Annotated in this window: 31 protein-coding genes and 1 tRNA gene; 30 read left to right on the top strand and 2 right to left on the bottom strand. The window is 33.0% G+C overall.

Features of this window, described 5'->3' with window-relative positions; all coding sequences use genetic code 11:
* Positions 1–144: 144 nt before the first annotated feature.
* From V9L05_RS01600 to V9L05_RS01505, 20 genes are all read left to right on the top strand, one after another.
* Positions 145–1,383 carry an RHS repeat-associated core domain-containing protein gene (locus V9L05_RS01600; protein WP_338814118.1) on the top strand — a complete coding sequence of 413 codons (1,239 nt, stop codon included), beginning with the start codon at positions 145–147 and terminating at the stop codon, positions 1,381–1,383.
* Complete coding sequence (locus V9L05_RS01595; RefSeq protein ID WP_338814117.1) at positions 1,373–1,759, top strand: hypothetical protein; 387 nt, start codon at positions 1,373–1,375, stop codon at positions 1,757–1,759. Before V9L05_RS01600 ends, V9L05_RS01595 begins: the two co-directional genes overlap by 11 nt.
* Positions 1,728–2,702: a hypothetical protein gene (locus V9L05_RS01590; protein ID WP_338814116.1), complete on the top strand. Its 975-nt coding sequence runs from the start codon at positions 1,728–1,730 to the stop codon at positions 2,700–2,702. The genes V9L05_RS01595 and V9L05_RS01590 overlap by 32 nt, the downstream gene beginning before the upstream one ends.
* A gap of 69 nt (positions 2,703–2,771) precedes the next feature.
* Entirely contained in the window at positions 2,772–3,572 is an 801-nt protein-coding gene (locus tag V9L05_RS01585) for an IS5 family transposase (RefSeq protein WP_338811837.1), read from the top strand.
* 65 nt (positions 3,573–3,637) lie between these two features.
* Positions 3,638–3,790, top strand: a complete 153-nt coding sequence (locus V9L05_RS01580; RefSeq protein WP_338814115.1) for a hypothetical protein — start codon at positions 3,638–3,640, stop codon at positions 3,788–3,790.
* 46 nt (positions 3,791–3,836) lie between these two features.
* The gene (locus V9L05_RS01575; protein ID WP_338814113.1) at positions 3,837–4,643 is read left to right on the top strand and encodes a hypothetical protein; all 807 of its coding nucleotides are present in this window, start codon (positions 3,837–3,839) and stop codon (positions 4,641–4,643) included.
* Between the two features lie 3 nt (positions 4,644–4,646).
* Positions 4,647–4,862: a hypothetical protein gene (locus V9L05_RS01570; RefSeq protein ID WP_338814112.1), complete on the top strand. Its 216-nt coding sequence runs from the start codon at positions 4,647–4,649 to the stop codon at positions 4,860–4,862.
* 3 nt (positions 4,863–4,865) lie between these two features.
* Positions 4,866–5,189, top strand: a complete 324-nt coding sequence (locus tag V9L05_RS01565) for a hypothetical protein (protein ID WP_338814111.1) — start codon at positions 4,866–4,868, stop codon at positions 5,187–5,189.
* Between the two features lie 27 nt (positions 5,190–5,216).
* Entirely contained in the window at positions 5,217–5,618 is a 402-nt protein-coding gene (locus V9L05_RS01560; protein WP_338814110.1) for a hypothetical protein, read from the top strand.
* Complete coding sequence (locus V9L05_RS01555; RefSeq protein ID WP_338814109.1) at positions 5,618–6,490, top strand: hypothetical protein; 873 nt, start codon at positions 5,618–5,620, stop codon at positions 6,488–6,490. Before V9L05_RS01560 ends, V9L05_RS01555 begins: the two co-directional genes overlap by 1 nt.
* Before the next feature lie 117 nt (positions 6,491–6,607).
* Positions 6,608–7,276 (top strand): hypothetical protein, encoded by a 669-nt coding sequence (locus tag V9L05_RS01550; RefSeq protein WP_338814108.1) that lies wholly within the window; start codon positions 6,608–6,610, stop codon positions 7,274–7,276.
* A gap of 106 nt (positions 7,277–7,382) precedes the next feature.
* The gene (locus V9L05_RS01545) at positions 7,383–8,264 is read left to right on the top strand and encodes a hypothetical protein (RefSeq protein ID WP_338814107.1); all 882 of its coding nucleotides are present in this window, start codon (positions 7,383–7,385) and stop codon (positions 8,262–8,264) included.
* Positions 8,264–8,917 (top strand): N-6 DNA methylase, encoded by a 654-nt coding sequence (locus V9L05_RS01540; protein WP_338814106.1) that lies wholly within the window; start codon positions 8,264–8,266, stop codon positions 8,915–8,917. Before V9L05_RS01545 ends, V9L05_RS01540 begins: the two co-directional genes overlap by 1 nt.
* Before the next feature lie 5 nt (positions 8,918–8,922).
* Positions 8,923–9,126, top strand: a complete 204-nt coding sequence (locus V9L05_RS01535; protein ID WP_338814105.1) for a hypothetical protein — start codon at positions 8,923–8,925, stop codon at positions 9,124–9,126.
* The gene (locus tag V9L05_RS01530) at positions 9,116–13,975 is read left to right on the top strand and encodes an SNF2-related protein (protein WP_338814104.1); all 4,860 of its coding nucleotides are present in this window, start codon (positions 9,116–9,118) and stop codon (positions 13,973–13,975) included. The genes V9L05_RS01535 and V9L05_RS01530 overlap by 11 nt, the downstream gene beginning before the upstream one ends.
* Positions 13,975–15,522, top strand: a complete 1,548-nt coding sequence (locus V9L05_RS01525) for an AAA family ATPase (protein WP_338814103.1) — start codon at positions 13,975–13,977, stop codon at positions 15,520–15,522. The genes V9L05_RS01530 and V9L05_RS01525 overlap by 1 nt, the downstream gene beginning before the upstream one ends.
* A gap of 3 nt (positions 15,523–15,525) precedes the next feature.
* Positions 15,526–15,810 (top strand): hypothetical protein, encoded by a 285-nt coding sequence (locus V9L05_RS01520; RefSeq protein ID WP_338814102.1) that lies wholly within the window; start codon positions 15,526–15,528, stop codon positions 15,808–15,810.
* Positions 15,811–15,848: 38 nt separating this feature from the next.
* A complete protein-coding gene (locus V9L05_RS01515) occupies positions 15,849–16,250 on the top strand; it encodes a hypothetical protein (protein ID WP_338814101.1) in 402 nt (133 codons plus the stop codon).
* Between the two features lie 51 nt (positions 16,251–16,301).
* A complete protein-coding gene (locus V9L05_RS01510) occupies positions 16,302–17,129 on the top strand; it encodes a hypothetical protein (RefSeq protein ID WP_338814100.1) in 828 nt (275 codons plus the stop codon).
* Positions 17,130–17,194: 65 nt separating this feature from the next.
* Positions 17,195–17,587 carry a hypothetical protein gene (locus V9L05_RS01505; RefSeq protein WP_338791234.1) on the top strand — a complete coding sequence of 131 codons (393 nt, stop codon included), beginning with the start codon at positions 17,195–17,197 and terminating at the stop codon, positions 17,585–17,587.
* Between the two features lie 115 nt (positions 17,588–17,702).
* Here the strand turns inward: V9L05_RS01505 and V9L05_RS01500 are convergent, their stop codons facing one another.
* On the bottom strand, positions 17,703–18,953 hold the full coding sequence (locus V9L05_RS01500; protein WP_338814099.1) for a tyrosine-type recombinase/integrase: 1,251 nt from the start codon (positions 18,951–18,953) through the stop codon (positions 17,703–17,705).
* Between the two features lie 115 nt (positions 18,954–19,068).
* On the opposite strand from V9L05_RS01500, the gene V9L05_RS01495 reads away from it, so the two are divergent.
* Positions 19,069–20,739: an IS1182 family transposase gene (locus tag V9L05_RS01495; RefSeq protein WP_338812234.1), complete on the top strand. Its 1,671-nt coding sequence runs from the start codon at positions 19,069–19,071 to the stop codon at positions 20,737–20,739.
* Positions 20,740–20,917: 178 nt separating this feature from the next.
* Here V9L05_RS01495 and V9L05_RS01490 read toward each other — a convergent pair whose 3' ends face one another.
* Positions 20,918–21,373, bottom strand: a complete 456-nt coding sequence (locus V9L05_RS01490; protein ID WP_338814097.1) for a helix-turn-helix transcriptional regulator — start codon at positions 21,371–21,373, stop codon at positions 20,918–20,920.
* Between the two features lie 129 nt (positions 21,374–21,502).
* On the opposite strand from V9L05_RS01490, the gene V9L05_RS01485 reads away from it, so the two are divergent.
* From V9L05_RS01485 to V9L05_RS01445, 9 genes are all read left to right on the top strand, one after another.
* Entirely contained in the window at positions 21,503–21,883 is a 381-nt protein-coding gene (locus V9L05_RS01485; RefSeq protein WP_338814096.1) for a hypothetical protein, read from the top strand.
* On the top strand, positions 21,858–21,992 hold the full coding sequence (locus tag V9L05_RS01480; RefSeq protein ID WP_338814095.1) for a hypothetical protein: 135 nt from the start codon (positions 21,858–21,860) through the stop codon (positions 21,990–21,992). Before V9L05_RS01485 ends, V9L05_RS01480 begins: the two co-directional genes overlap by 26 nt.
* Positions 21,944–22,384 carry a hypothetical protein gene (locus V9L05_RS01475; protein WP_338814094.1) on the top strand — a complete coding sequence of 147 codons (441 nt, stop codon included), beginning with the start codon at positions 21,944–21,946 and terminating at the stop codon, positions 22,382–22,384. The genes V9L05_RS01480 and V9L05_RS01475 overlap by 49 nt, the downstream gene beginning before the upstream one ends.
* Positions 22,381–22,557 (top strand): hypothetical protein, encoded by a 177-nt coding sequence (locus tag V9L05_RS01470; protein ID WP_338814093.1) that lies wholly within the window; start codon positions 22,381–22,383, stop codon positions 22,555–22,557. The genes V9L05_RS01475 and V9L05_RS01470 overlap by 4 nt, the downstream gene beginning before the upstream one ends.
* Before the next feature lie 332 nt (positions 22,558–22,889).
* Positions 22,890–22,962: transfer RNA gene (locus V9L05_RS01465), tRNA-Gly, on the top strand.
* A gap of 156 nt (positions 22,963–23,118) precedes the next feature.
* Positions 23,119–23,304, top strand: coding sequence for a hypothetical protein (locus V9L05_RS01460; RefSeq protein ID WP_338814092.1), 186 nt, complete (start codon positions 23,119–23,121; stop codon positions 23,302–23,304).
* Between the two features lie 66 nt (positions 23,305–23,370).
* The gene (locus tag V9L05_RS01455; protein WP_338814091.1) at positions 23,371–23,766 is read left to right on the top strand and encodes a hypothetical protein; all 396 of its coding nucleotides are present in this window, start codon (positions 23,371–23,373) and stop codon (positions 23,764–23,766) included.
* A 267-nt stretch (positions 23,767–24,033) separates the two neighbouring features.
* Positions 24,034–24,291 carry a hypothetical protein gene (locus V9L05_RS01450; protein WP_338814090.1) on the top strand — a complete coding sequence of 86 codons (258 nt, stop codon included), beginning with the start codon at positions 24,034–24,036 and terminating at the stop codon, positions 24,289–24,291.
* The gene (locus V9L05_RS01445) at positions 24,288–25,217 is read left to right on the top strand and encodes a hypothetical protein (RefSeq protein ID WP_338814089.1); all 930 of its coding nucleotides are present in this window, start codon (positions 24,288–24,290) and stop codon (positions 25,215–25,217) included. The genes V9L05_RS01450 and V9L05_RS01445 overlap by 4 nt, the downstream gene beginning before the upstream one ends.
* The last annotated feature ends 2 nt before the right edge of the window (positions 25,218–25,219 follow it).

The following is a 25,219-nucleotide window of genomic DNA, read 5'->3' as shown; positions in this document are numbered from 1 at the left end:
TTCACAGCTAAAGAAGATGGAAATCTTACCGTTTTCATAGACAACCAAGACACAGAAGCTGTTTATTTTGATGCCTTAGAAATCAACATAACCGAACGCATCCGTCCTCTCATTGTCCAAGAACATCATTATTATCCTTTCGGAATGGGTATGAAGGGCTTGGAGAAGGAAAACGATTTGGCTTATCAGTTCAATGGCATGATAGAGCGAGAAAAAGCCTTTGGTTTGGAACTTTATGAAACAGCTAATAGAGGTTATGATCCACAAATCGGACGTTTTTGGCAGGTAGAGCCTTTGGCAGATTTGTTTGTAGGAATAAATGTCTATCAGTTTGGGTATAATAATCCTGTTTCTTATAATGACCCGAGTGGGTTGAGTCCGAATGACATACCAGGGGAATGTACTCATTGTGGACTGATAGGAGGTTTCCATAATCCTCATGACCCATCTACTTCTATCTCTAACTTTGGCTTATGGATGTGGTTTTCAGGTAATGGCGAACGTACTTTGAATGTTATGGGTGGTGGTTTCAGTAGTGGGTCTTTTCGAAGTCCTACGGCTGATAGAATGGTGCTTGTTTCTGGAAGAAATCAACGAGCGCAGAATGTGGTATATGGCGTAGGTGAAGGAAGAGGAGGAATTGATTTGAGTGATTTAAAGGCAGGTGATCCAGCAGGCGCATATGACTTGGTTCTTGACCTTCAACGTTTTACTGGTCTTGGTTCTTTGCATATAAATAAAAAGGGATTTTTAGATTATGATAGAGGCTATTGGTGGGGTAAGTTACGAGGTGGTTTTAATGATATAAAAAATCCAAGTGCAATAGCTAGAAGAGAATTAATAAGAGCTATTAAATCAAAAAATATTACTCAAGTTTTAAATAATTATGATGGAGCTTATGGAAAAATAGAAGGAAACTCTAAAATTGGAATGGGGAATAAAGCAGATCCTAGTGGCAATATTATTTATTTTGATAGACATCAAATAGAAGGAATACAAGGTGGAGCTTCCTATGGATTAAGAAAAGCTGGTTTACAAAGGACTTGGGGACTTGCTACTAACTTCTTTCATGAATACAAACATACTTTAAATGGAGGAGGACTTTTAGACAATGTTAGTGCAGCAAATCCTCTAGGAGATACTGCTTCTTGGGTAAATCAAATACGTAAACAAATGAATTTACCTCTTATGCAACAGTATACACAAGAAAAATATGAAACACCTGTTGAGGGATTTCCTTGGTTAGATAATGCTTTTGGAGTCATGTTCTTTGATAAAACAGGATTAAATCATTTCAAATTAAACTATAAATATCGTGGAAATTATAAATTCAATAAAAATCATTTATATATGCTTTTCCCTTCTAATCTTGTTGGAATGTAATTATTTAAAAGCACAAGATTCTGTATATTGTCAAGAAGAGTTATTAAATAGAAAATTTATATCATTAAGAGGAGTTAATGATTCTTTGGTATATAAAAAATTTAATAATATAATTGGATATGATACATTAAAGTTTGAGTTTGATTTATCAACGGAGGAGAGGTATTATGTAGAGTGTGTGGATTATTACAGTACAAGCGATATTAGAATTGAAGTATGTTTACCACCTAATTCAATTAAGAATAACCCACCTGCAAGGGTATCTAATCACTTTTTTATTAGTCCTCCAAAACGAGGTGTTTATACTATAATTGTATATTTACTAGAACCCAAAAAGTATTGTATTGAATTTACTGTTAGTATTGTTAGAAAGTAATAGACATACACGTTTTTGGCAGGTAGAGCCGTTAGCTGATTTGTTTGTAGGAATAAATGTCTATCAGTTTGGGTATAACAATCCTGTTTCTTATAATGACCCTAGTGGGTTGAGTCCGAATGACATACCAGGGGAATGTACTCATTGTGGACTGATAGGAGGTTTCCATAATCCTCATGACCCATCTACTTCTACCTCTAACTTTGGCTTATGGATGTGGTTTTCAGGAAATGGAGAACGTACTTTGAATATTACAGGTAGTGGTTTCAGTAGTGGGTCTTTTCGAAGTCCTACGGCTGATAGAATGGTGCTGCTGTCGGGGAGAAATCAACGAGCTAGTAATGTGGTTTATAGTGTGGGGGATGGTATAGGTATAGTGCTTTATGATTTGGATGGAAGCTTTATTTCAGGAGACATTACAAATAATTCAGCCATTGTAGCAGTCAAGAATGAAAAGGGAGAGGGAAAATCTGAATGGGATTTTCTCACTTCTGGAGGAGATTTTATAACTCAAGAAGAATTACTAGATAGAGCGACTTGGGTAATAGGAGAAGCTGGAGGAAGTTCTAGTTTACTTACGTATAGAAAATATGCTCATTCTATAGAAAATTCCATAAAAGTAGATCCCCATGGAACAGGAAAGCCTTCATCTACTTTTGAAAACATGAGAGAAATTCTAATGAAAGATAAAGGTTGGTTAACTAATGAAGAAGGAGCTTTAGTGGATTCAGATGGAAACTATGCTATGAATGGAAACGATTTAGTTCCTGTAGATAAAAACAATAATGTGGTAGATAAAAGTAATCAAGCTCAAAGTGTTAAAATTAGCATGGCTCAATATCGTATGAGAACTTTTGATACTCGCTTATTTACTGCTACCCGTACCAGTCCTAATTTACGTACTTCAAATCAGGTAAGAGCCTGTTCGAGTTTAGATACATAAAAAAGAACATCAGATTTTTTTATTAGTTAAGTTATTGATTTTCAGTTACTAATTAAAATATCAATGACTATGTTTACTAATGAATATTTATCTGATGCTCTTTGGCAATATATGAAAAAATTTATACCTTTTTCGTACTTGGAAAGAAAACGCAAACACAGTTTGTATAATATCTTTTCAGGACTATTTTACATCACTCGTTCTGGCAGTAGTTGGCGTTTACTTCCCAGTAGTTATGGTATTCCTTGGAGTAGTTTGTATGACTACTTTAGCAAATGGCAGAAGATGGGTTGGTACAAAAAACTTTTGGACAAGTTGGTCACAAGAGAACGGTTGGCTCAAGGTAGAAATGCTAAACCCTCTTTGGGTTCTATAGACTCTCAAAGTGTACAAAGTGTATATGGAGGGGAAGCTATAGGTGTAGATGGTTACAAGCTCAAAAAAGGACGTAAACGGCATATACTGGTAGATACGCAAGGAAATTTACTAGAATTAGAGATTAGTCCAGCCAATGAAGCTGACGTGAATCAACTTGCTTATCTAGCTTATTTAGCTCAATTTAGAGGAAGAAAATTCTTTAAAATTCTTGCTGATGCAGGCTATAGAAGTGCTAGTTTGGCTGCTGAAATATTTAGTCAAACAGGAGTACAAATTGAGATTGTCAATAGTCCAAGAAGAGAAAAAAAAGAGGATAAAGCATTTGTACCTCAACCCAAAAGGTGGGTAGTAGAAAGAACTTTTGCTTGGCTTAATCAAAACAGAAGACTAAAAGTAGATTATGAGAAAACTGTAGATTCTGCTAAAGCATTTGTGTATTTAGCTATGATTTTAAACCTCATAAATAAAGGGGCTAGAAGAAAGAAAAAATAAAAACTCGAACAGGCTCTTATGGCGAATTTTGGGTAATCGATAATCCAAAAACAGACTTTGGGATATTGGTCTTATCTGGAGATGGGTATTTTGGAGAGTTTGGAAAGAAAACCAACGAAGCAACTCTTTATCATTCTGGAACTGTAAAGATAACTAACATTACTTACAACCGTCAAACGCTACAATTTTGGCAAGTCGTAGATTTAGCCAAACAATAAAAACTCCCTACCACTCCCATCAAAACAAAACGAAACGAAAAAAAACATGGCAAATTCCTATATAGAAAAACCGTATTCAGATAGTGCAATAGATATTTTACTCAAATTTGTAGAGCAAGGAGGGAAAGAATATGATATTGAAATTGACGAACAACCTATTGTTAGTCGTACTGATAACATAGATTATTTTTATGATTTTGTAAATTATATTAGTCCTTCTACTCAATTTGTGAGTTTTAGAATTTATAAAGGAAAAAGTCGTCATTATGACCGTACTGTTTTACTTCGTAAAAGTAATGGTTTAAATGGAACACCAGCCGAATCAGCTAGAAACGCCTACGATACAAAACCCAAAGTTGATATAGAAAAAGAAAGGTCGGATTGGGAAAAAGATAGAAAAATTGAAGACTTGACAGAGGAAGTAGCCTATCTGACCAACCAAATTGAGGTAATCAGAAAAAAAGCAAAAAAGAAAATAGAAGAAGCCAAAAACTCAAATTCATCTTTGAGTGGAATATTAGAAACCTTTGCTCCAGCAGCCGTGCAAATTTTAGCAAATTCTAAACTATCTCAAACGTACCCAGCATTAGGAATGCTAGGAAGTTTGAACCAAGACCAAGACCAAGAAGAAACAACTTACAATCCTCCACCAACGAGTGAGGTAAAATTTTCAGCAGCGAGTGAGCCATCACTCACAGAAAAGCAACAAAAACAATTACATTTTTTTAAGCAACTAGAAAAGAATTTTGATGAGCTTGAATTAGTAACCATTTTTGATTTTCTCAAACGAGCTGCACACGACAAAGAACTTTTAGAAAATCTTATTCCAAACCAAACTGAAAACGAATTTTAATCTATGCAAACCTATAATTTTAACCAATTTGATGCTAGTTTTCAAGCAGAGAACAACGAGCAAGCACTACAATTAATGAATGCGTTTAGCCAAATGCTCAACAAAAATGTAGATAATTTGGACGGACTTCTCACAATAGCAAATCATATCAATTCTGAATCTAAACAATTCAAAATGATAAAAACGCTTGCTATGAAAACTGTAAAAACGAAGAAATAGCCTATGAACCCATTAGAAAACATAAAATCTTTCATGGAAGACCTAAAAAACCATGAAATAGAAAGTCTTAATCCTTCTTTTATTGAAGAGCATAAATCAGACATTCTTTTGACTGCACTTATAACAGGGATGCAGACTACCATTGATACAATTATAAATCAAACGGTATCTCATTGTAGAACAGAAACGAACAGGCTTATCGAAAAAGAACACGAAAAAATGGTAAATGACAAAGACTATTTTGAAGGTATCAAAGAAGAAGTTGCTTGTCGTAAGAATATTGATAATATAAATCCTGATTGGATTAAAAAAACGAAATTAGGATAGTAAAAAACTGAATAACGAAAAAAAGCTATGAATCCACTACTTGCAGTAAAAGCAGCCGAAATATTACCCAAATTAGCCACCGTTGCCTTTGTTATTGCAGTCCCTTTGACAACAGTTATTTTAGTAAAAAACACAGTTCGTAAGGCGCAAGCAAATAATAATTTTAATCAAGCAACGAACGCAGGTGAACCCGAATTTTATGCTATTCAGTTTTTCAATGCCTTAGAAACATCATGGTACGATTTCAATGTAGATGAGGAAGAATGCCAAAGATTACTAAAACTAATGCCATCAAAGCGTTTTTTTTCGCAAGTGAATCAATCATATTTGAAGATGTCAAAAGGTATTCCTCTGACAAAAGATTTGCTAAAAGTAGGCAGCGAAGATTATAAAATTATTTCAAGACTAATTGAACAAATACCAAACTAATGAAAACGGCACATATTTTAATAGCAGCTACCGTAGTAGCAGGAGGAGCAGGATTTTACGTAGCGACCACAGAAAACGAAAAAATTAAAAAACTGATAGGAAAAGGAAAAATAGAGCCAGTAAAGACAATCCCACCAAAAACAAATACGAGTTACAATAGTGGATCATCTTATAGTTCTGCGAGTGGCATTACTTCAAGAAGTTCAAAAGCTGATATTATTCGTTTACAACAGGCTCTTATTGCAGCAGGTCATTTACCAGCTACACAAAAGACAAAAAGTGGTGCAACAGTATCAAGTGCAGACGGTATTTGGGGAACAATGACAAGTACAGCATTAGCAAAAGCAGGATTAAGTTCTCCAGTAACAGAAGTTCAACTCAATTCTATCAAAAAAGGGAGCAGCTCATCAAGTTCTGTAAATGAATCACACGCTGATATTGCTTCTTACATTGCTAAAGAAATGAGGTCTTTCACAACAAACTATGATGGTATCTTATCTAAATTAAAAGATAAAACCTCTAGTGAAATTAAATCTATTGATGCAGCTTATCGTCAATATAGTTCGAAAGGATTGAAAAAAGATTTTGAAACAACTGATAAAGGTGGAAAAGTATCATGGGACACACTCAACTCACAGGCTATCCGTGATATTCTCAATGATTCTGGACTATCTGGAGTAGGTTATGGAATGGTACGTACAAGAAAAACCTGTACAATCCAAGACCCAAAAGGAAATGTAGTCGTAGGCAAAGATGTTATTTTGGGTAAAGTGATTGCAAAAGAAAAACACCCAAACGGCAAAGTATATATTCAAACTATTAACGGAGGACAAGTAATTGCAAATCCAAGAGACCTTATAGACCACAATTAAAAATGGAAAAGAAACACAAAAAAACGGACACCGTTTTAGAAATTTTGTCTTATGCTATTCCAGTAGGACTAGGAATAAGACTGATTAAAATAGCTTTATCGCCTAAAAAATAATTGTATGCTTCTTCCTACATTTTTGAAAAAATCCAAGTGGAAAGTAAACGAACGACCATACGAGTTAAACTTAGTAGGTTTTCGTTCTACGAACACAAAAGCAAATCGTTTTGATGATACGTTTGTGTGTTTTTTTAAAAATAGAAATGGATTTTGGGAAATAAACAGATATGACTGTACAACTGATACAGGAACATTTTGGCTAAAAAATCCAATGACAGAAGGGGGAACGGCAATGCTTCAAGCAGGGCAATATGTGAATGCCTATCAACTCGGTTCGCATCGTGGTAAATATGAAGCTCTTGTTCAGCGTGGCGAGGTTCTAATCCGAAGGGATTATAATAAGGATAATCGTTTGGATTTTATGAATGGTAAGTTGATGAAAGGTTATTACGGCATCAACATTCATAGAGCGAGTAGCAACGGCACAACAAAGTTTGTAGATGAATATTCAGCAGGTTGCCAAGTTCTAGCAAATGCCAATGACTTTAATGAACTTATCTCACTTGCAAGGAATCATGCAAATATGTATGGTAATCAATTTACTTATGGACTGATTGACAACCGAATGCAACAACGTACAATACTAAGAAGAACGGCATACGCTACTAGTCTTTTTGCATTAGGAGCTGTCGGTTTGAGTATCTACGAAAAGCAAAAATTAGTAGCTTAAAAATCCCTCCCCAAAGTACTAAAAAATAACTTCCTATAAATGAAATTTTGGGGGAAGTGTTTAGAGAAATTCAACTTATTTTTTATTAAAAAAAACTATCAAAATCATGTCATATTCAGAAAGACAAATTATTCCTATTGAAGAATTAGGAAGAAGATATAATCCAAATAACAATCTTTTAGATTCGGTTATTCAAACAGGTATTTCTCAAAAATTATTGCCAGATAATTTTAGAAGTATAATTGGTAGAAATACTGATACTTCGGTATGGCGAGATTCATATAGTAGAGCTGAAGATAATGGATTCGTGTTTGCGAAATATGGCGAGCCAGATACAGACTTCTACAAAAGTTTTTCAAAAAGAACTGATAGACAGATTATGAATAAAAATGTTTCTATTTGGAAAAATAAGATGTATAGAAGTTTTTATTCGCAAGCTATTGTTTCTTTAAATAAAGTAAGAGAATCTGCACCTTCTCTAATTCCTACTTTCTCAAAAATATTTATGTACATACTTCGCAATAAAATTGGTATTTCCGAGGAAATACAGAAAGTTGTCATGCAGAATAGTGGATTAAGTGGTCTTAGTGGTGGACAAATCGCACCAAAGGATAACAAGTGGGTAAAACCAGTTGCAGCCGTAGCAATTGTAGGAACTGTTCTTGGTGTTGGCGTTTGGAAAAAAGACGAAATCATGGCAGCCGTGAGTGGTAAAAAATCAAAATCTGTAAATGGTGTTGATGGATTGGACGGAACAAAAAAGAAAGGCAAAAAAGCTACTTCAAGAAAAGGAAAAAAAGGAAAAGGTTTAGGCAATGCAGGAATGACAAAAATAAAAGCCATTCAAGAAAGAGCTAGAAAACTGCAAAAAGAAAGTGGCTACACCATGAAAAATGTGAAGGAAATAGAATTTAAAAACACTAAACAGAGCCGTCCAAAATTGTCATGGCAAGATGCCTTGAAACGTGCAGCTAGAGAATTGAGATAATGGAATACAACGAAGGAAAACGAACAGGCAAACAAAAGCTAAACGCATTTTTTACTCCAGAACAAATCTGTGAACAAATGTGGGAATTGGCAAAAGTTCATGGGTATGATGGTGGTTCTGTCTTAGAGCCATCGGTCGGAACAGGAAATATGATTGTTCATGCTCCAGATAAAAGTAAAGTAGTAGGTTTGGAAACCGAAATAGAATATTTTGAAACAGTAACAAAACGTTTCCCTACCTCTACTTTTCATAATATGTTCTTCGAACAACTTTTTTTACAACCTCCACGCTATCGTAGTGATTATGCAGGAAATACAACATGGCTTGCAGGGTATCCTTTCTCGCTCATAATCGGAAACCCTCCGTATGGAAAATTTACAGGTCGTTGGGCATCGTATTTTCCACGAAAAGGAGAGCCAAAGATGTCCAGTTATGAATTTTTCTTTATTTGGTACGGATTAAAACTACTCAAAAAAGAGGGTTTGTTAGTGTATATCGTTCCTCAAAACTACCTCAATAGTGGTTTTAATGCCTACAAAAAAGAAAAAGAAGCTATCCTAAAAGTAGCCAACATTATAGATGGTTATGAAATGGGAAGCCTTTTCAAAGACACTAAAGTTCCTACTCATATTATCGTACTCAAAAAGAAATAAATTTTATGGAACGTGAAGTCCGAATAGCAATAAAAAACGCATTAGACAAATGCAATGAAACAAAAACACCTAAAATCTGTGAGTTAAAAAGCACACAAAAAGGCTATCTAAAAGTAGAATCTGACATTTTGGGCATCATGCTCAAAAATAGTCTTAGTCCTTCTGAAGCTATTGCTCATGTTGAAAACTACTTAAATGATGTCGTCTAATTATTATAGTGAACGTATTGGTCTTATCAATCATATTTCTGCAAAAATGCAACGATATGGACAACATAAGGATAAAGAAACAGCACAGGACTATAAAGCATTGCAGTACGGTTTTATATCTGATTTTGTTCGTTCACAGTACAAAAAAGAGTTAGAAGAACTAGAATCAAAATATGATAAATCGGTAGAGCCTACACCAGAAGAGCTATGCAGTTATGGAAACTTCTTTATAAAAAATCCCAATAAAACAGTAGGTAAAAAATTCCTTTCTACTTCATTTTACTTCTCTGTTCAGTCAAAGGCTACTTTGCAAGAAAGTGTAGAAATGCTTAAACGTGAAATTGATAAATTAAAGAAAATGCCTACTCAATCAACTCAAACAGATTATTCTGTATATGAAAAGCCATTGTTTAAAGAAGCAATACGAATATTGTCACACAATCATAAATTTGATTTTGAGAATAAAACAGTAGAAGAAAAAAAACATACAGGTTGGGATAAAACACTACTCAAAAATGGTCTTTATACCAAGCTAAAACACGCTAAACCGTCTGATGTAACTGAATTTTTAGACTTTATTATAGAAGTACAGAGTAATTCAAAAACAAAAATTTTCACTCCAAAACATAAAGTTTGGAACTTGTATCAAGGAGAAATAAATAAAAACAAAGTAGTTAAAGATAAATCTATTTATGATGGAATGGATTTATATGAAATTAGTAAGTCTGATTTTGTAAAATATTTACGAGTTGAGGTAACAGAAAAAGGGCATATACATATACATGATTTTAAAGGATATATTATTATAGCATTTACACCAGATTCTACTTCTGGTAAAGAATATAATACTGATAAAAAAGCCTATTTATACAAATTACATCGCTCTATCATAGAGAAGGCTATTTCAGAAGGTAAAAACATACCTCAAAATGTTCTCAATGATTATCCAGAGCTAACTAACCCAAACAAGTTAAAACTAAAAATGAAAATAAAAGCAAAAGCCTTACAGTTACGTCGTAAACGTGCATTAGCATTACTCAAAATGGAATTAAAAGGATTGAGTGGTTTGGACGGTATTTTAGGTTGTTTAGGAGAAGTAGATAAAAAAGGTATTGAAAGTAATAGGAGCAAATTGGCTCAACTTATAGCAAAAGAAACGGATAGTAAAAAACTGATAAATACCTTTGAGGATAATTTTAAAAGGTATAATCAAGGAATTACACTATCAGAAATCAAAGCATGGGTTTGGTACAAACAAAGTCAAGGTAGTCCGATGCGTGGTTGGGAAAAATACTTTATCAAAACGAGTGGAAAAGTAGAAGAGGTCTTAGTTACTATTCAACCTACACGCATTAAAGACAATCGTTTTATTGATGAAGTAACAGTTCCTTCTGGTTCACTTTTAGGAAAGCCTACTCGTTTTAAAAATAAGTATGGTAAAGATAATTATGTCATTTTTACTGACAAAGAAGGGAGCTTAAAGTGGGTAAACAAATCACACGTAAAAACAGAACGTACACAAGCAACAGCAGACCCAAAAGAAATAGATAAATTAATCAAAGAAGGTGTCCTGTTTTTTGGAGAAGCTGATTTACTCCCTTTGCCACTTTACACTTTTGGCAATATCTATGATAAAATACTCGCACTTGAAACACAGAAAGAATACATTGTTTCTACCTACGGACAAGTTATTTATGATAACCATGTTCGTGTTTTAGAAGATGCAAAACCTCGTTCTTTATCTGTACTCAATCCAGATTCAACCAAACGTTTAAAAATTCTACCTTTTTCAGAGTTTGCACTCAAATATAAAGTAGAAGAAGATGCTGACGGAAATCCAGTAGAAAAAAACCTAAATGAATTTTTTAAAAGTTGGTTGAGCCGAAATGCGAATCTGATAGAAGTTGATGGTATTTCAGTAAGAAATATTATAGATATTTATTTAGAAGGTGGACGTAAACCAAAAGCAGAAAAAGAGTTTTTAGAAAAATACACACGAGAGGAAGGCGATAGATTATTTGATATTTTCCTCAATAAAGGAATATCTATCAATGACCAAAAACGTTTAGATATGTCTTGGAACAGACAATACAACGGTTTTGCAAAACTCAATTATAAAAGAGTTCCTATTGGATTAGCTACCTGTGCATTATTTAAAGGAATGCCTTTAACTTTCATGGATGCTCAACGTGAAGCGATTGCATTTATTGATGCAACAGGTTCTGGTTGTTTAGGGTATGATGTAGGTGTTGGTAAAACAATGGCTGCGATTCTTATTGCAGCACAAAATATTCAGAATGGAACGTATTTACGCCCTTTAATCGTAGTTCCTAAGCCTACGTATCAAAAATGGATAAATGAAATTGTTGGATATACTGACAAAAAAGGAAACTTCATTGAGGGCATTCTTTCTCATTTAGACATAAAAATCAATTCACTTGGAAATATGGGAAAAGGATATATCAATCCAAAAACCATAAACAAACAAGTAGAAGAAGGTAGTGTATCAATCGTTACGTATGAAGGACTAGCAAAAATTGGTTTTTCTGAAAGTTTAGAAGAAGAATTATTTAGCTCACTCGCTAAAATTCTACTTCATGTTGATGATAACGATACTGAAACCGAACGAGAAAAAGAAAAACAGTTTGAGAGATTACGTTATCTAATTGGACGTAGTGCAAAAGGTACTATTGCTGATATAGATGTGATGGGTTTTGATTCTATTTTTGTAGATGAAGCACACAATTTCAGAAATGTTTTTGCGTATGTTCCAGCACAGGAAGGAACAAAACGATATAGTGTAAGTGGACAAGTTTCTGGTAGAGCGCAATCCCTTTTTATGATATGTAATTACATACAGAATAAATTTGGTGGAAATGTAATTTTACTTACTGCTACACCATTTAATAACAGTCCTCTTGAAGTGTATAGTATGCTTTCTTTGATTGCTCTTAATAAGATGCAAAAGGCTGGTATAGGTTCTATTACTGAATTTATGGAAACCTTTATTCAAGAAACTAGCGAGTATGTAGTTTCTTCTACAAATAGTTTGAAGCAACGACCTGTTGTAAAATCCTTTCAAAATAAGCGTTCTCTACAATCATTAGTATTCAATTATATCAACTTTAAGACTGGAGAAGATGCAGGTGTTCGTCGTCCTGTTAAAATAAATTTACCTAGACTTTCCTACAAAGATACAAATGGAAATGTAGTTCAGTTAGCACCAAAAGACCAAATAACAACCTATTTGGAAATGACTGAACTTCAAAAGATTTATCAAGAGCAAGCCATAAGAATTGCCGAGAGTGGAAGTGGACTGAAAGAACGTGGTGCAAATACCTTAATTGGAATGAGTTTGAGCCGTAAAAACGCTTTCAGTCCGTTTATGATAAGTAAAGACAAGCCAGAAGATTATCAAGATTTTGTTGATAATAGTCCAAAGATAAAATACACCATGGAGTGTATTAAATCAATCCAAGAGTATCATAAAAAGACAAATACGCCTATGTCTGGTCAAATTATTTATTCCAACATAGGCAAAGATTTTTTCCCTTTTATCAAAGAATATTTAGAGAAAAAATTAGGATTCAAAACTGGTGTTACCTTAAATAACCGAAAATTTGATGAAGTAGAAATAATTACTTCAGACGGAACAGCAGATAGAAAGGAAGCTATAAAAGAAGCCTTTTTAAATGGTACTGTAAAAGTGATTATCGGTTCTGCTACGATTAGAGAAGGGATTGATTTACAAAGAAGAGGAACAACTATATTCAATCTCTATCCAGATTTTAATCCTACCGATTTACGTCAATTAGAAGGTCGTATATGGCGACAAGGTAATGAATTTGGTTATGTTCGTGTTGTTATTCCACTCATTCAGAACTCAATGGACGTGTTTATTTTCCAAAAATTAGAGGAAAAATCGGCTCGTATCAATGACATTTGGTCTAAAGCTGATGACGATAGCAATGTTCTTGACCAAGAGAGCCTAAACCCAAGTGCAATCAAATACGCATTATTCACAGACTTAAAAAAATTGACTGTATTGCGATTAGAAGAAATAGAAAAGGATATATCAAAATCTAAAGTAAAATTAGAAAATGAACTAAGTACCCTTTCTAAAATTGAAGCTGCACAAAAAGTAGCTAACTCTTCTAAAATCAGAGTAATTGACAAGATTGATTCGTTAAAAATAAAATTGTTGGGATTTCTTGAATTACATAAAGATACCAAAAAAGAAGAAAACGAACTCAACAAAAAAATAACAAAATACAAAGGTATTTTAGATTTAATCAATGTTTTTGATAAAGAAGATGATAAAGCTCTTGTAAAGTTGGGTATCAAAATTCAGCAAATGGAAGATTGGTCATACAATTATTTTAGAGAAGACGGCAATGACCAATTAGGTTTGTTTAGGGCATCTTTAACGATTATCTCACAATCTAAGGATATAATTTTGAGATATGAGAGCTTAGAAAAAGCCATTGAAACTATCCAAAAGTCTTTAGATAATCAAAATGAGGAACTTAAAAAACTCAATACGGCTGAATTTAAAAATGAAATTTTGAATGAAATAGTAGAAGAGAAAAAGAAACTCAATATTGAGGGACGTTCCCCACAAGATGCAGCGAAATACTTTGCTAGTCTAAATTACTTGTTAGATTACAAAATGGCTGATGTAAATGATATAAATGGAAACCCACTTCCTACTGACAAACCAAAATCTACTCCTGTAAAATTGCTACACGATGGTAGCAAAGACAAACTAAAAATTAAACTAAAACTTAAAGCAAAAGCACTTCAATTACGTCGCAAACGTGCCTTAGCCTTACTCAAATTTGCAGCCTAATGACTTATCAAAACTACTTAGACAAATATAAAAGTGTCAATTTTAGTACAGCTAATTTTGATAAAGAAATTATAGAGGTGTTCAATGATGGACATGCTATGATTACCGAACTAGCAGAAAATGAATTGTTAGAAGATGAGGAACTTCAACAGGACATCAATGAGCATTATGATTTTTTTAATGAAATGCTTAAAAAAGTAGGTTCTTCTACAAAAACGAAAAAAGAGAATCCACCAAAAAAGACTCCAGTAAAAAAAACACCTGTTCAGAAGGAAAAAAAAGAAAAAAAAGCAACTACTCGTAAACCAAAACAAGAAGCTACACCAAAAAAACAGTTTCCTTCTCCAAAAAATGAATCCGAAAGTCAGCTCGCAATTACATTTGTAAAATCATTTTTATTGATGTTAGGAAAAGAAAAAGAACGTAAAAACGTACAAAATTTACTCAATCGTATTAATAAAGCTGCAAGCTCTCAACAGATACGAGCAAAAAGTGTGCATTCCGAACCTATCAATTATATAGCTAAAAGTTTAGTTGATGCCTTAAATTCTGATTACAACAGGTTTAGATTTTCTTTAGACAAAGTAGGAAGCGAAGTTTTAGAGCCGTATATGAATGCAAAAGAAGCCTTGCCAAATGTTCTACTTCGTTCTTTCTACAACTCTCAAAACAAAAAATTTAGTAAAACACATGCTAATCTTCTAAAACGATTAGAGAAAATTGAGGACACAGAGAATCCGTTTTCGAAAGAAATTGCTGAAGCAATAAAAGTTCTCAAAAAAGCAGAACAAAACAATTCTACTATCCAAGCTACAAAAACTACATTACGAGGTTTAGAAGGCATTTGTAAAAAAAAAGCTAGTCTAAACGGTTTTGAAAAAGTAAGTAGAAAAGCTGTCATTGCAGGAGCAGCTTCTGGAGCAATTGGTGGAATGATAGGAACAGTTTTACAACAGTCTTTAAGTGGTGTCGAACTCTTAGAAGTGGATTATGAAACAATGGATTTGAGTTTTGATTTTTCAAAAATTGGTCTTGATGATATGCCTAAAAACGCATCAATTTTAGTCTATGGAAAACCAAAACATGGCAAATCTACCTTTGCTCTTCAACTAGCCAACGAGCTGTCTAAAAAAGGTTCTTTACTCTATGTAGCAAATGAAGAAATGATGTCAGACGGCAAACCTTCAAAGTCATTACAAGATAGAGTAAAGCGCATCGGTTACACTCATTCAATGCGTTTTTCTAAAAATTTAAATGTTCCATTACAAAACTTTCAATTTATTGTCATTGATTCAATCAATGCGTTAGGTTTGGATATTCATGCATGGAGAGATTTGAGAAACCAATATCCAAATAGTTTTTTTGTTTTAGTCAGTCAAGTTACAAAAAGTGGCGTTTTTAGAGGTTCGCAAGAATGGGCGCATGATGTTGATGTAATCGTTGATGTGAAAAAAGGTAAAGCTGATATTATGGGAAGGTTTGGAAGTGGGGAGTATGAAATTTTTGAGAAAGAACAACCGAATACTAATTCAACTAATATATTTTAAACTATGAAAATCTATCAAAAAAATGGCTTAGTCATCGTAGAAGATAAAGGAAGAATTGTAGATGTTCTTCCAGCAGCCGATATAAGAATGACACCAGCTACAACAGGTATTTTAATTACTTCCGTACAACATAATTTTTACAGAAATGTAGAAAAAGTAAGCGATGAAGAGGGCAACGAATATCCTACCGTTGAATTAGCTATCCAATATCTAACTGAAAATTTAGGACTTTCCAAAACAGAAGAAACTAGAGAATTTTCAGACGAATTCTCTGATGAATTCGCTTAAAAAAACAACTATTAAAAACCACTTACTTAAAAAATATTATGGGACAAATCACAACCCTATCAAACGATTCTCTACTAGATAATGTCAAAAAGAGCGTTACAGCAGCTAAATTAAAAGCTATTCATACGCTTATTGATACTGAAATTACAAATAAAACAACTGAAATTTTACGACCTGTTTCAGTTGTTGGAATTTCTACAAGTTCTATTTTGAATGTTGCTAACCCTTATCCTTCAAATACGCTTTCAAAAATAGCTATCTACAAACAAATCTATGTCAATGGAGTGGACACAGAAATAGGCTATGAAGAAAAAAAACCTACAAAAATCACTAAAAATGTAGCACTTCAAAATGATAGCTATAAAATTGAAGGACTTGATGATGGAAAATATCATGTTGTCTTCAATCCAGCAGCTACATTTATTCCTTATACGGTTTAATTAAACAATAAAGAATAGTCAAAAAACACTTACTTAAAAATAATAGAAACAATGGGAGCGATAAAAGTAATATCCGACCAAGTCATACTTGATAATGACAAAGAACTTATCACACCAGCAGTAGTAAGACAAGTAAATGATGTGATTGATGCACAAGTAGACGCTGCAAATACTTCTATCACTACTATACAAGAAAACATAACAATTTTAGGTAGTGGAGTAATTCCAAATGGTGGAGCAACAGGACAGTTATTAGCAAAGGCATCAAATACGGATAAAGATACAGCTTGGATAGACCCTCCTACTGGTGGTGGAGCTAGTGGCGATTTTCTACCCATAATTGGAGGAGTAATGACTGGAGATATTGACATGAGTGGTAATTATATTTCAAGAGTAAATGGAATCTCAACGAATGATGAAACATCAGATGCCGTAGCTATTAATTTACAACAACGTCTTTTTCATTGTGCCAATGGCGTTCCTTTTGGTTATCACAGTGATTACTCTGCAAATTATACAGCAAGAAGTATTGTTGATAAAGCCTATGTAGATTCAAAAACTAAAACAGTATTTGCAGATATAGTTGATGGAGTAATTGAAGTAGATTGTCCGTTTACTGATTCACAAACAAATATTTCTGCTAACATTGCTCATCTTGATATTTATCTCATGAATTTAGCAGGAAACCAAATTCTTTCACTTTCACATTTGAGTAAGTTTGCTTCTTTTACTCGTTCGGTAGGTCTTAATCCAATTTATACTATTACACTAGAAAATGACCAACCTCAAACTGGAACATGTCAAATTGTATTTACAGCAGCACCTTTCCTAATCATAGATGATTCTGGAGGGAATCAACCTCCACAGGGAGCAGGTTAATTTTAATTCAAATTCAAATCTTTGTGCTTTAGTATTTTATTCACTTATTTATTTCAATCAAAAAAATGACAACAACAACCACAACAACCACAACTATTACTACTGTAGTAGAAGAGTGTTGCAACGAGCAAAACAAAACAGTAATAGGCGAATGTGTAAATAATGTAATTTACTTACCATGCCCTTTCACAGATGAAAATGGAGTATGTGATACTCTTTCTATTATCTCTGTGTATAAACAAAATTATACAGCTCAAAGTCCGAACGCCATGGTCTCCATGACAGAGCAAAAAATCTGTGCAATTGAGCGTGGTGTTGGATTGAATCTTGGTTATCGCATTGAGCTAGAAAATGTAGAAGATGGAAAGTACCAAGTCGTATTTGCTTCAGCTAAATATGTACCTCATGACCCTCCTGCTGGATTTGGAGGAGCGCAACCTGTTGGTGATATAGGTTAGAACGATTAGAACTAAAAAAAGGTAATTATACAAAAAGCTATGTTTGAAAAAATGTAGCTTTTTTTATTGTGTATGTTAAGGGCATACACAAATTAAAAGTTTACTTATTACTTAACTATTTATTTCTGAATACTCTATTAAATTCGTCTTGTACCCCCCAAGTATGAATCATTTTAGCATAAACCTTCTCTGTTGTTTTGATACTACTATGACCTAAAACTTTTGAAACTACATCTAAACGAACACCACTATTTAAGAAAAAAGCTCCAGCTGTATGCTTTCCAAAATGCGAGCGTATGTATTTATCAATATTTGCCCTATACATACAAATACGTATATTTTGATTATATTTATTGTTTACAGTTGGATTAGTTTCATACCCTAGCTTATCAAGTAACTGTATAGCTTGTGGCAATAAAGGTATATAATGAGTTTCTCCTGTCTTACCTCGTTTTTGTAAAATCCATTCCCAGTTATTTTCGACAGTGTGATTTTCTTTTACATCAAAATCTTTAAGTTCTCCATAACTCAAAGAAGTATAACATTGAACTAAAAATAAATCTCTAGCTAATTCTAAATGCTGTTCTCTTTCTGAAAAGGTAAGTTTTGCAAGCCGTTCTAATTCTTCACTTGTCAGATATACATAGTCCCTTTTCTCGTGCTTAATATTTAGTTTATATTTAGCAACGGCATCCTTTTCTATCATGTCCATACTATAACCAAGTTTTACGGCTGCCTTTATTCTAGCTAAAGATTTTTCTAAATATTCGGTGGATTTTATTTTTTTACTCTCCAACATAAATGTTTTTAGCTGTTCTAACTGTTTATAGTTAAAATTTCTAGCTTCCATAAAAGGAGTTTTGATAGATTCAAGATAAGGAATAAGCCAGTTTTCTTTGAAGTCATTATAAATAGATATTGTTCCTTCTGAAACGCTTGATTTTTTCTTTTCTACAAAAAAATCATATAAATCTACCATTGAAATTTGAGGACTTTGTTTTTCTAAATAAAAGTCTGCTATTTCTTGAATATTTGATATTGTACTTCTGTATCTATTGAAAATATCTGTTAGGTCAGCTCTCAAGCTATCCAACACATCATTAACAGGTTTAGCATTTTGTCCAGTTGCATATTTGCGCTTCCAAAACTTTTCATTGACACGTATTCCAGAAGATGCTTTTTTAGAACGCTGTCCTTGATAGGAAACATACCAGTAAATTACTGCTAATCCGTTCTTAGCCTTTTGGTCTTTTCGGAGAGAAAAACAACATTCATAAAGCGATTTTTTTAAACATACTATTTTTGTTTTAATGGTAAATAAATGAGGCGCAAAAGTACAGTAACCTAAATAGTATATATCATACATAGATATATAAAAAATAAAAAAGAGGCTGTCCGAAAAGTACGGATAGCCTTTTTTTTATGGTTAATTTTTTTTATTTTCGAGGTATATATACTTTTATACTAACGTTATATAGCCTATGGCAAAAGTAGTTTTCAAAAACCAAAGTGGTAAGCAGCCCGAACTTTTTCCTGTCAATATATTTGACAAAATTCCAGCTCACCATCCTGTTCGTTTAGTTGAAAAGGTGGTTGATTCATTGGATATTAGCGATTTGATTTCTCAATACAAAGGTGGAGGTTGTTCAGCTTATCATCCAAGAATGCTCGTTAAAGTGCTATTCTATTCTTATTTATCCAATATTTATTCTTGTCGTAAAATAGCTAAAGCTCTTGGGGAGAATATTCATTTTATGTATTTATCAGGCAATTCTACACCAGATTTTAGAACAATTAATGACTTTAGAGGTAAAATTTTGAAGGCACACATTCATCGTTTATTTGGAGAAGTTGTTAAAATGTTGGTTGAAATGGGTTATGTAAGTCTTGATGTTCAATATATTGATGGAACAAAAATAGAGGCTTGTTCTAATCGTTATACTTTTGTTTGGCGTGGTAGTATTGAAAAAAATAAAGAAAAGTTAGAAACTAAAGTAAATAAAATTTTATCTGATATTGAAAGTAGTATTCAATCAGATAATCAAGAAGAAAATAAAGAAGAAGTATCTACTCCATTAGATTCAGAATTATTAAAAGAAAAACTCGCTCAAATCAATAAAAAACTAAAAGAACCGAGTAAACAACAGGCAAGAGAACTAAAAAAAATGCAAGATGAATATCTTCCTAGATTAAGTAAATATGAAGAGTCTCTGAAAATTTTAGGTTGTAGAAACTCGTATAGTAAAACAGATACGGATGCTACTTTTATGCGGATGAAAGAAGATCACATGAAAAATGGACAACTCAAACCTACTTATAATGCTCAAGTGTCCACAGAAAATCAATTTATTACCCACGTTTCTATTCATCAAACGGCAGGAGATACCACCACTTTATCCTCTCATTTAGAAGGATTTGAAAATCAGTACAATAAACAAAGTAAAGAAGTAGTAGCTGATGCAGGTTATGGAAGTGAAGAAAATTATGAATTACTTGAAAAAAAAGAAATTACTGCCTACGTTAAGTACAATTATTTCCATAAAGAGCAAAAAAGGAAAATGAAAAATAATCCTTTTTTAGTTCAGAATTTATTTTACAACAAAGAATTAGATTTTTATGTCTGTCCGATGGGGCAAAGAATGAAGAAAATAAGAGATGGAAAACGTACTTCAAGTAATGGATACGAATCGCAAGTATCTTATTATCAAGCAAAAAGGTGTCAAGATTGTCCTCTTCGCAATTTATGTCATAAAGCTGAAGGCAATAGAATAATACAAGTGAATCATCGTTTAAACCAACTAAAAGAGAAAGCTAGAAATTTACTAACTAGTGAGAAAGGATTAGAGCAGCGCAGTAAACGCCCTATAGAAGTAGAAGCTGTTTTTGGGCATCTCAAATATAATAATAAGTTTAATCGATTTACTTTTAAGGGATTAGTAAAAGTAGAAATGGAGTTTCTATTGATGGCTCTTGGGCATAATTTTAGAAAAATGGTGGCAAAAACTGCCGATAAGCTAAAAAATACTTTCAATTCTAAAAAATCATCTTTTTGCACCTTTTTTTATACTCAAAAAAATCACCAAAAGACAAAATTTGTTTGCATCATCAAAAAAATCAACCAAAAAGAAGAATTACAAAAAATAGCTGCATAAAAAGAGGCTGACCTTTTCGGACAGCCTCTTCTTTGTCGCTTTCAACAGACATATTTACAGACTGAAAAAACATTTAGTGATTCCTTCAGAAGTCGAATGATTCACTCAAATCCATTAAAAAACGACATTTTTAAAACGAGATACCTTATAAGATACCAAATGTATTGCAGCGCAACTATTAGTTTATAGTTGCTGGAGCATAAGCCAAATCAAAACTATTTTTTTTGTAGTTCTGATTTGCTGCATGTTTATGCCCCGATTGCTTTCCCGAGAGCCTATGAATCATAGCTAAAAAGTCTTGTGATTGTTCTTTCATTTCCTTTCTTAGTGCATTTAGTTCATTTTTTAAACTTATGTTCTCTTTCTTCAATTCCTCAACTTCTTTAACAGAAATATTATTTGAAGCCTTTGAACTTAGCATTTCTTCCGAGTTACATATAAGCCATTGAGGGTTTATCCCTTTTTCTGCTAAAAATAAGACATAATGCACATTAGGTTTAGGTACAAATTTAGATTCGTGATGAGAAATAGAAGTCCTACTAAGCCCTATTATGTTTTCTATATCGGTTTGAGTCATATCTGTATAATCCCTAGCTTCTTTGAACCTTATAGGTTGTAATTTTTCTTTATTCATAATGTTATAAAAATTAATTTCACTTTTTTGTGCAAAAAGTTTGCATTATTAAAAATTGTGCGTATATTTGATTATTGAAACGCTATAAAGGCGTACAACTCAATACACAAATATACAAAATTATACGCATTGCAAACCAAAAAGGATATGAAGGAGGCAAAAAAGGAAAATTTACAGGGTAATGTAACACTTTCTAGTGATGAAAATTTGCAAAGTGAATCTACTATTCCAACTATTGTACAAAGAAATATGCAAGTTGAGTTATCAACTTATAATGATGCTTTAGGACAACTAAAAACAGATGGAGTCGATAAAAATATTCTTTTTCAAAGATTCCTTGAGCTTATCTGTGAAATAGAAGGGTTTAGTTATGCTGTATTGAGAAAAAATGTATCTATCACAACTAACAACCAACAAACTAATGGAAGCAGTCAGCGAACAACGAATTATTCTCAAAGAGAGAATCAAGGACTTAGCACGACAGATGAAAAACCATCAATCAGCACGTAGCAAAGCAAAAGGAAAAGGAGACGATGAAAAGTTCAAGTTTGAACAAGAATGCGTAACAGAATGCGAACGAAGAATACAACGAGCGCAGGAGGAGCTGCAATCATTATGAGAACAGAAAATATCAAATACAATCTATTTACAAAAAGTGCAACTAGAGAAACATTGTCTGAATCATATACAGAACCTTTTGAATTTGAGAATGAAGAACAGGCAAAAGAACTTGTAAATAACAAAGCTCAAGAAATCGTTAATTACTTCAATAGAACATTGAGGCAAGGAGAAGAAAGAAGGGAATTTGTAAAATCTGAAATCATAGAGTTTATAAAAATTCCTGAAAGACTTACTTCTAAATTACAACTGTATGCAGATGTTGAGTGTCCGTATTGTTTCGAATATACAGAAGTCAATACAAGTAATGATGCTTCTGTATGTGATGAATGTCTAGAGATTTTTAATTATGAAGTTGATGATGATGGAACGATTGAAACTGAAATGCTATGAAAAAGCTAGAAAAGAAACTTGAGTTTTTAACTTTTGTGAAAAACAAATTTGAAGATTTGGTTACAAAAGAAAGAAACGGCAACAAAAAATATCTTTTGCATAGTGCTTGGATTGCAGATTTAGAAAATAGAATAGTAGAAGTTGAAAAGCAGCTTCTTGAAGTTCAACAGTAGTTAAGTTGTGAAAGCTGGGCAGGGCTTATGGCTCTGTTCACTTCATAGCTACTACAAAGAAAAAAGGTTTTGCACTTGTCCTTTTTTAATCAAGTGTAGGGAGTTGTAGAAATACAATTTCGGATTTACTTCACTTTAATTTACACTGGTAAGAGAGTATTTATTAAAGATAGATAATTAAAGTGAGTGTTTTTTGAATGCTCACTTTATACTCCGAAAAAGAAAATTACGAGTGGTTTAAAGGTTGGTAGAGTTATCCTTTTGTAATCCCACGAAATTTAAAAAGAGCAGTAAAACTCTACAGTCCAAGTACGTAACTACTTGGACTATAAGCAGCAATAGCTCAGTTGGTAGAGCGACAGTTTTCCAAACTGTAGGTCGTAGGTTCGAATCCTACTTGCTGCTCAGTACGTAAGGAGAGCAATGATAGAAAAAGTCTATTATTCTTCACACTACTACTAGCAACGTCAATAAGATAATTTTGGCACGTCTATCTATGTTGCACACGAAAGTTTTAGAAGATAGACATTTTTATTTATCACAACTAAATGTAACAACAAAATGGCAAACGAAGTGAAGGCGTTTTTCAAAGAAGAAGACAGAAAAAAACGTATAGAGTGCTTAGAGTACGCTATCGAAGGAATTAAAAAAGTAAAAAATACTTATGGCTATGTTGGTCAAAAAATTTGTCAAAATAAAATAGACAAACTAAACGGTCAAGTAGACGACTTAAAGAAAAGCAGTTAGGGTTGTATGTTTCAAAAAAGGTAGGTTTCTACCTGCCTTTTTTATCTAAATCTAAATCTAAAAAAAATGATTAAAGGATATCATCAAATGAAAATGCGTAATGACTTGAATTTACGCTTTTTAGATTACAAACAGGATTGGCAAAACAAAGACAAAATCGAAGAAGGAACATTTATTCCTCAAATCGAAATAGATCAGATAGAAACTAGATTGCTTTGTGAAATGTGTGAACATGCTATCAAGTTAAATATTTTTCAACCTGAAAAACTAGAAGAAATTGAGAGTTTGAAAAACCTATTACTTGCAAAACTAGAAAGGTTTCAATCAGAAGAGCTAGAACGCAGAGAAACGATTTTGGAAAGCGAATCACAACTAGAAACGATAATTTTTGTCTTGTTAGCATCAAGAACAGAAATCATCACAAAACAAAAGAATAAAGGGCAAATCACTTTCGGATTTTAATTCACAACTCAAAAACTAACTACGATGGAATACATCAATATCATAATGGAATTTATTGGAATACTTCAGTATCCTTTAGCTTTTGGAAGAAGCTTTATTGAAATATTCATTGTTTTTTTAGGCTTTTGGATGCTAATCGTTTTTGCTGGAAAAATAAGAGGTAAAAAATAAGCATAAAAAAAAGCCTGCCAATAGTGTGAAGCTAGACAGACTTTAATTATTCATCATTGCTCTTATGAGCAAATCCAAATGTAACTCAACAAAGATATGGAAAATTTACAATATATAAAACTCGGATTTATGTTTTTGGGAATGTTTTCTTTTGTGGTTCTCGGAATAACTTATTTCTACTTTAAAGTAGAAAGTTTTATTCTTTGGATTGCCAAAAGAAAAACCCACAAAAAAATCAGTTTTGGCTTTTGGTTAGGTTGCAAACTCACAGCAAAACCTCGTCCAAAAAAGAGAGTACAACGCTCTAAAAATACGACAAAAGTCGTAACGCTTGGGAGGAGCAAAGCAGTATGAACAACCCAAAACCTCAAACTCAAATCCCAGTAGTTCAAAAAATAGAACTAAAAGAAAGTTTTTTAAACAACTGGATAGATTCAATTTCGAACCACGTAGGCACAAACTCGGTGTTACTAGGATTTATAATTAGGCTAATCTTATTTTTTGTTGTCGCAAGTTTGATAATAAAAATCTTTTGGAAAGGTTATCCTTGGCTTGCAGGAGGAATTGTCGCACTTATATTTTTTGCAGATGTAGGATTCACTTTGTCAGCTTTAATGGCTGCCAAATTTTACAACTCAAAAGTAATGCTATACGCTAGAATTTTCTTTGGAATATCTTTATTTGGGTTATTATTTATCTGTTGGAAACTGTACGATTTTACAGATTCATTTTATCCATCAGATAGCAACCCAGAAACAGAATATCTTAAATATTCACTAAATGCGATATTTTTCACATCAGCTATTTTGGCGTTTCTTTTTACAGAAGGAGGAGCTTATATGATTTTCTCTCTGACTTCCAAAGAAGACCGAAACAGCGAAACAACCGAAATCCGAAACAGCGAAACAGGCGAGAAACAAGCCGAAAACGATGTTTCGGATGAGGACGAAGAAAAGACACAGGGAAAAATTGAAGAATTGCCTTTGCCAAAATGTATCAAAAAAACAGGCGAAGACAAGTATTCAATCAACAACGAACTACCAAAAACTTTAGAAGGATTTAGAGGAAATGCTCGTACACACAAATCAAAAAAAATCAAATTTATAGAAGCAGGTAAGTATAGAGCTGCACGAAAATCTGAAGTTTGGGAGAACTACTACAATTACATTGTAGAAATGATAGATTTTCAAAACAAAGATGTAAATGGAGAGCCTTGGACGTTTTTCCCAAATGGCTCATTAGCTGATGATACCCAACCCGAACAAAAAAAACGGACATAAAC

Origin of the sequence: Bernardetia sp. Wsw4-3y2, from assembly GCF_037126295.1 — a bacterium.
Taxonomy (GTDB): Bacteria; Bacteroidota; Bacteroidia; order Cytophagales; family Bernardetiaceae; genus Bernardetia.
Note: the sequence above shows the minus strand (reverse complement) of the source record. Positions and strands in the feature narration are given on the sequence as shown.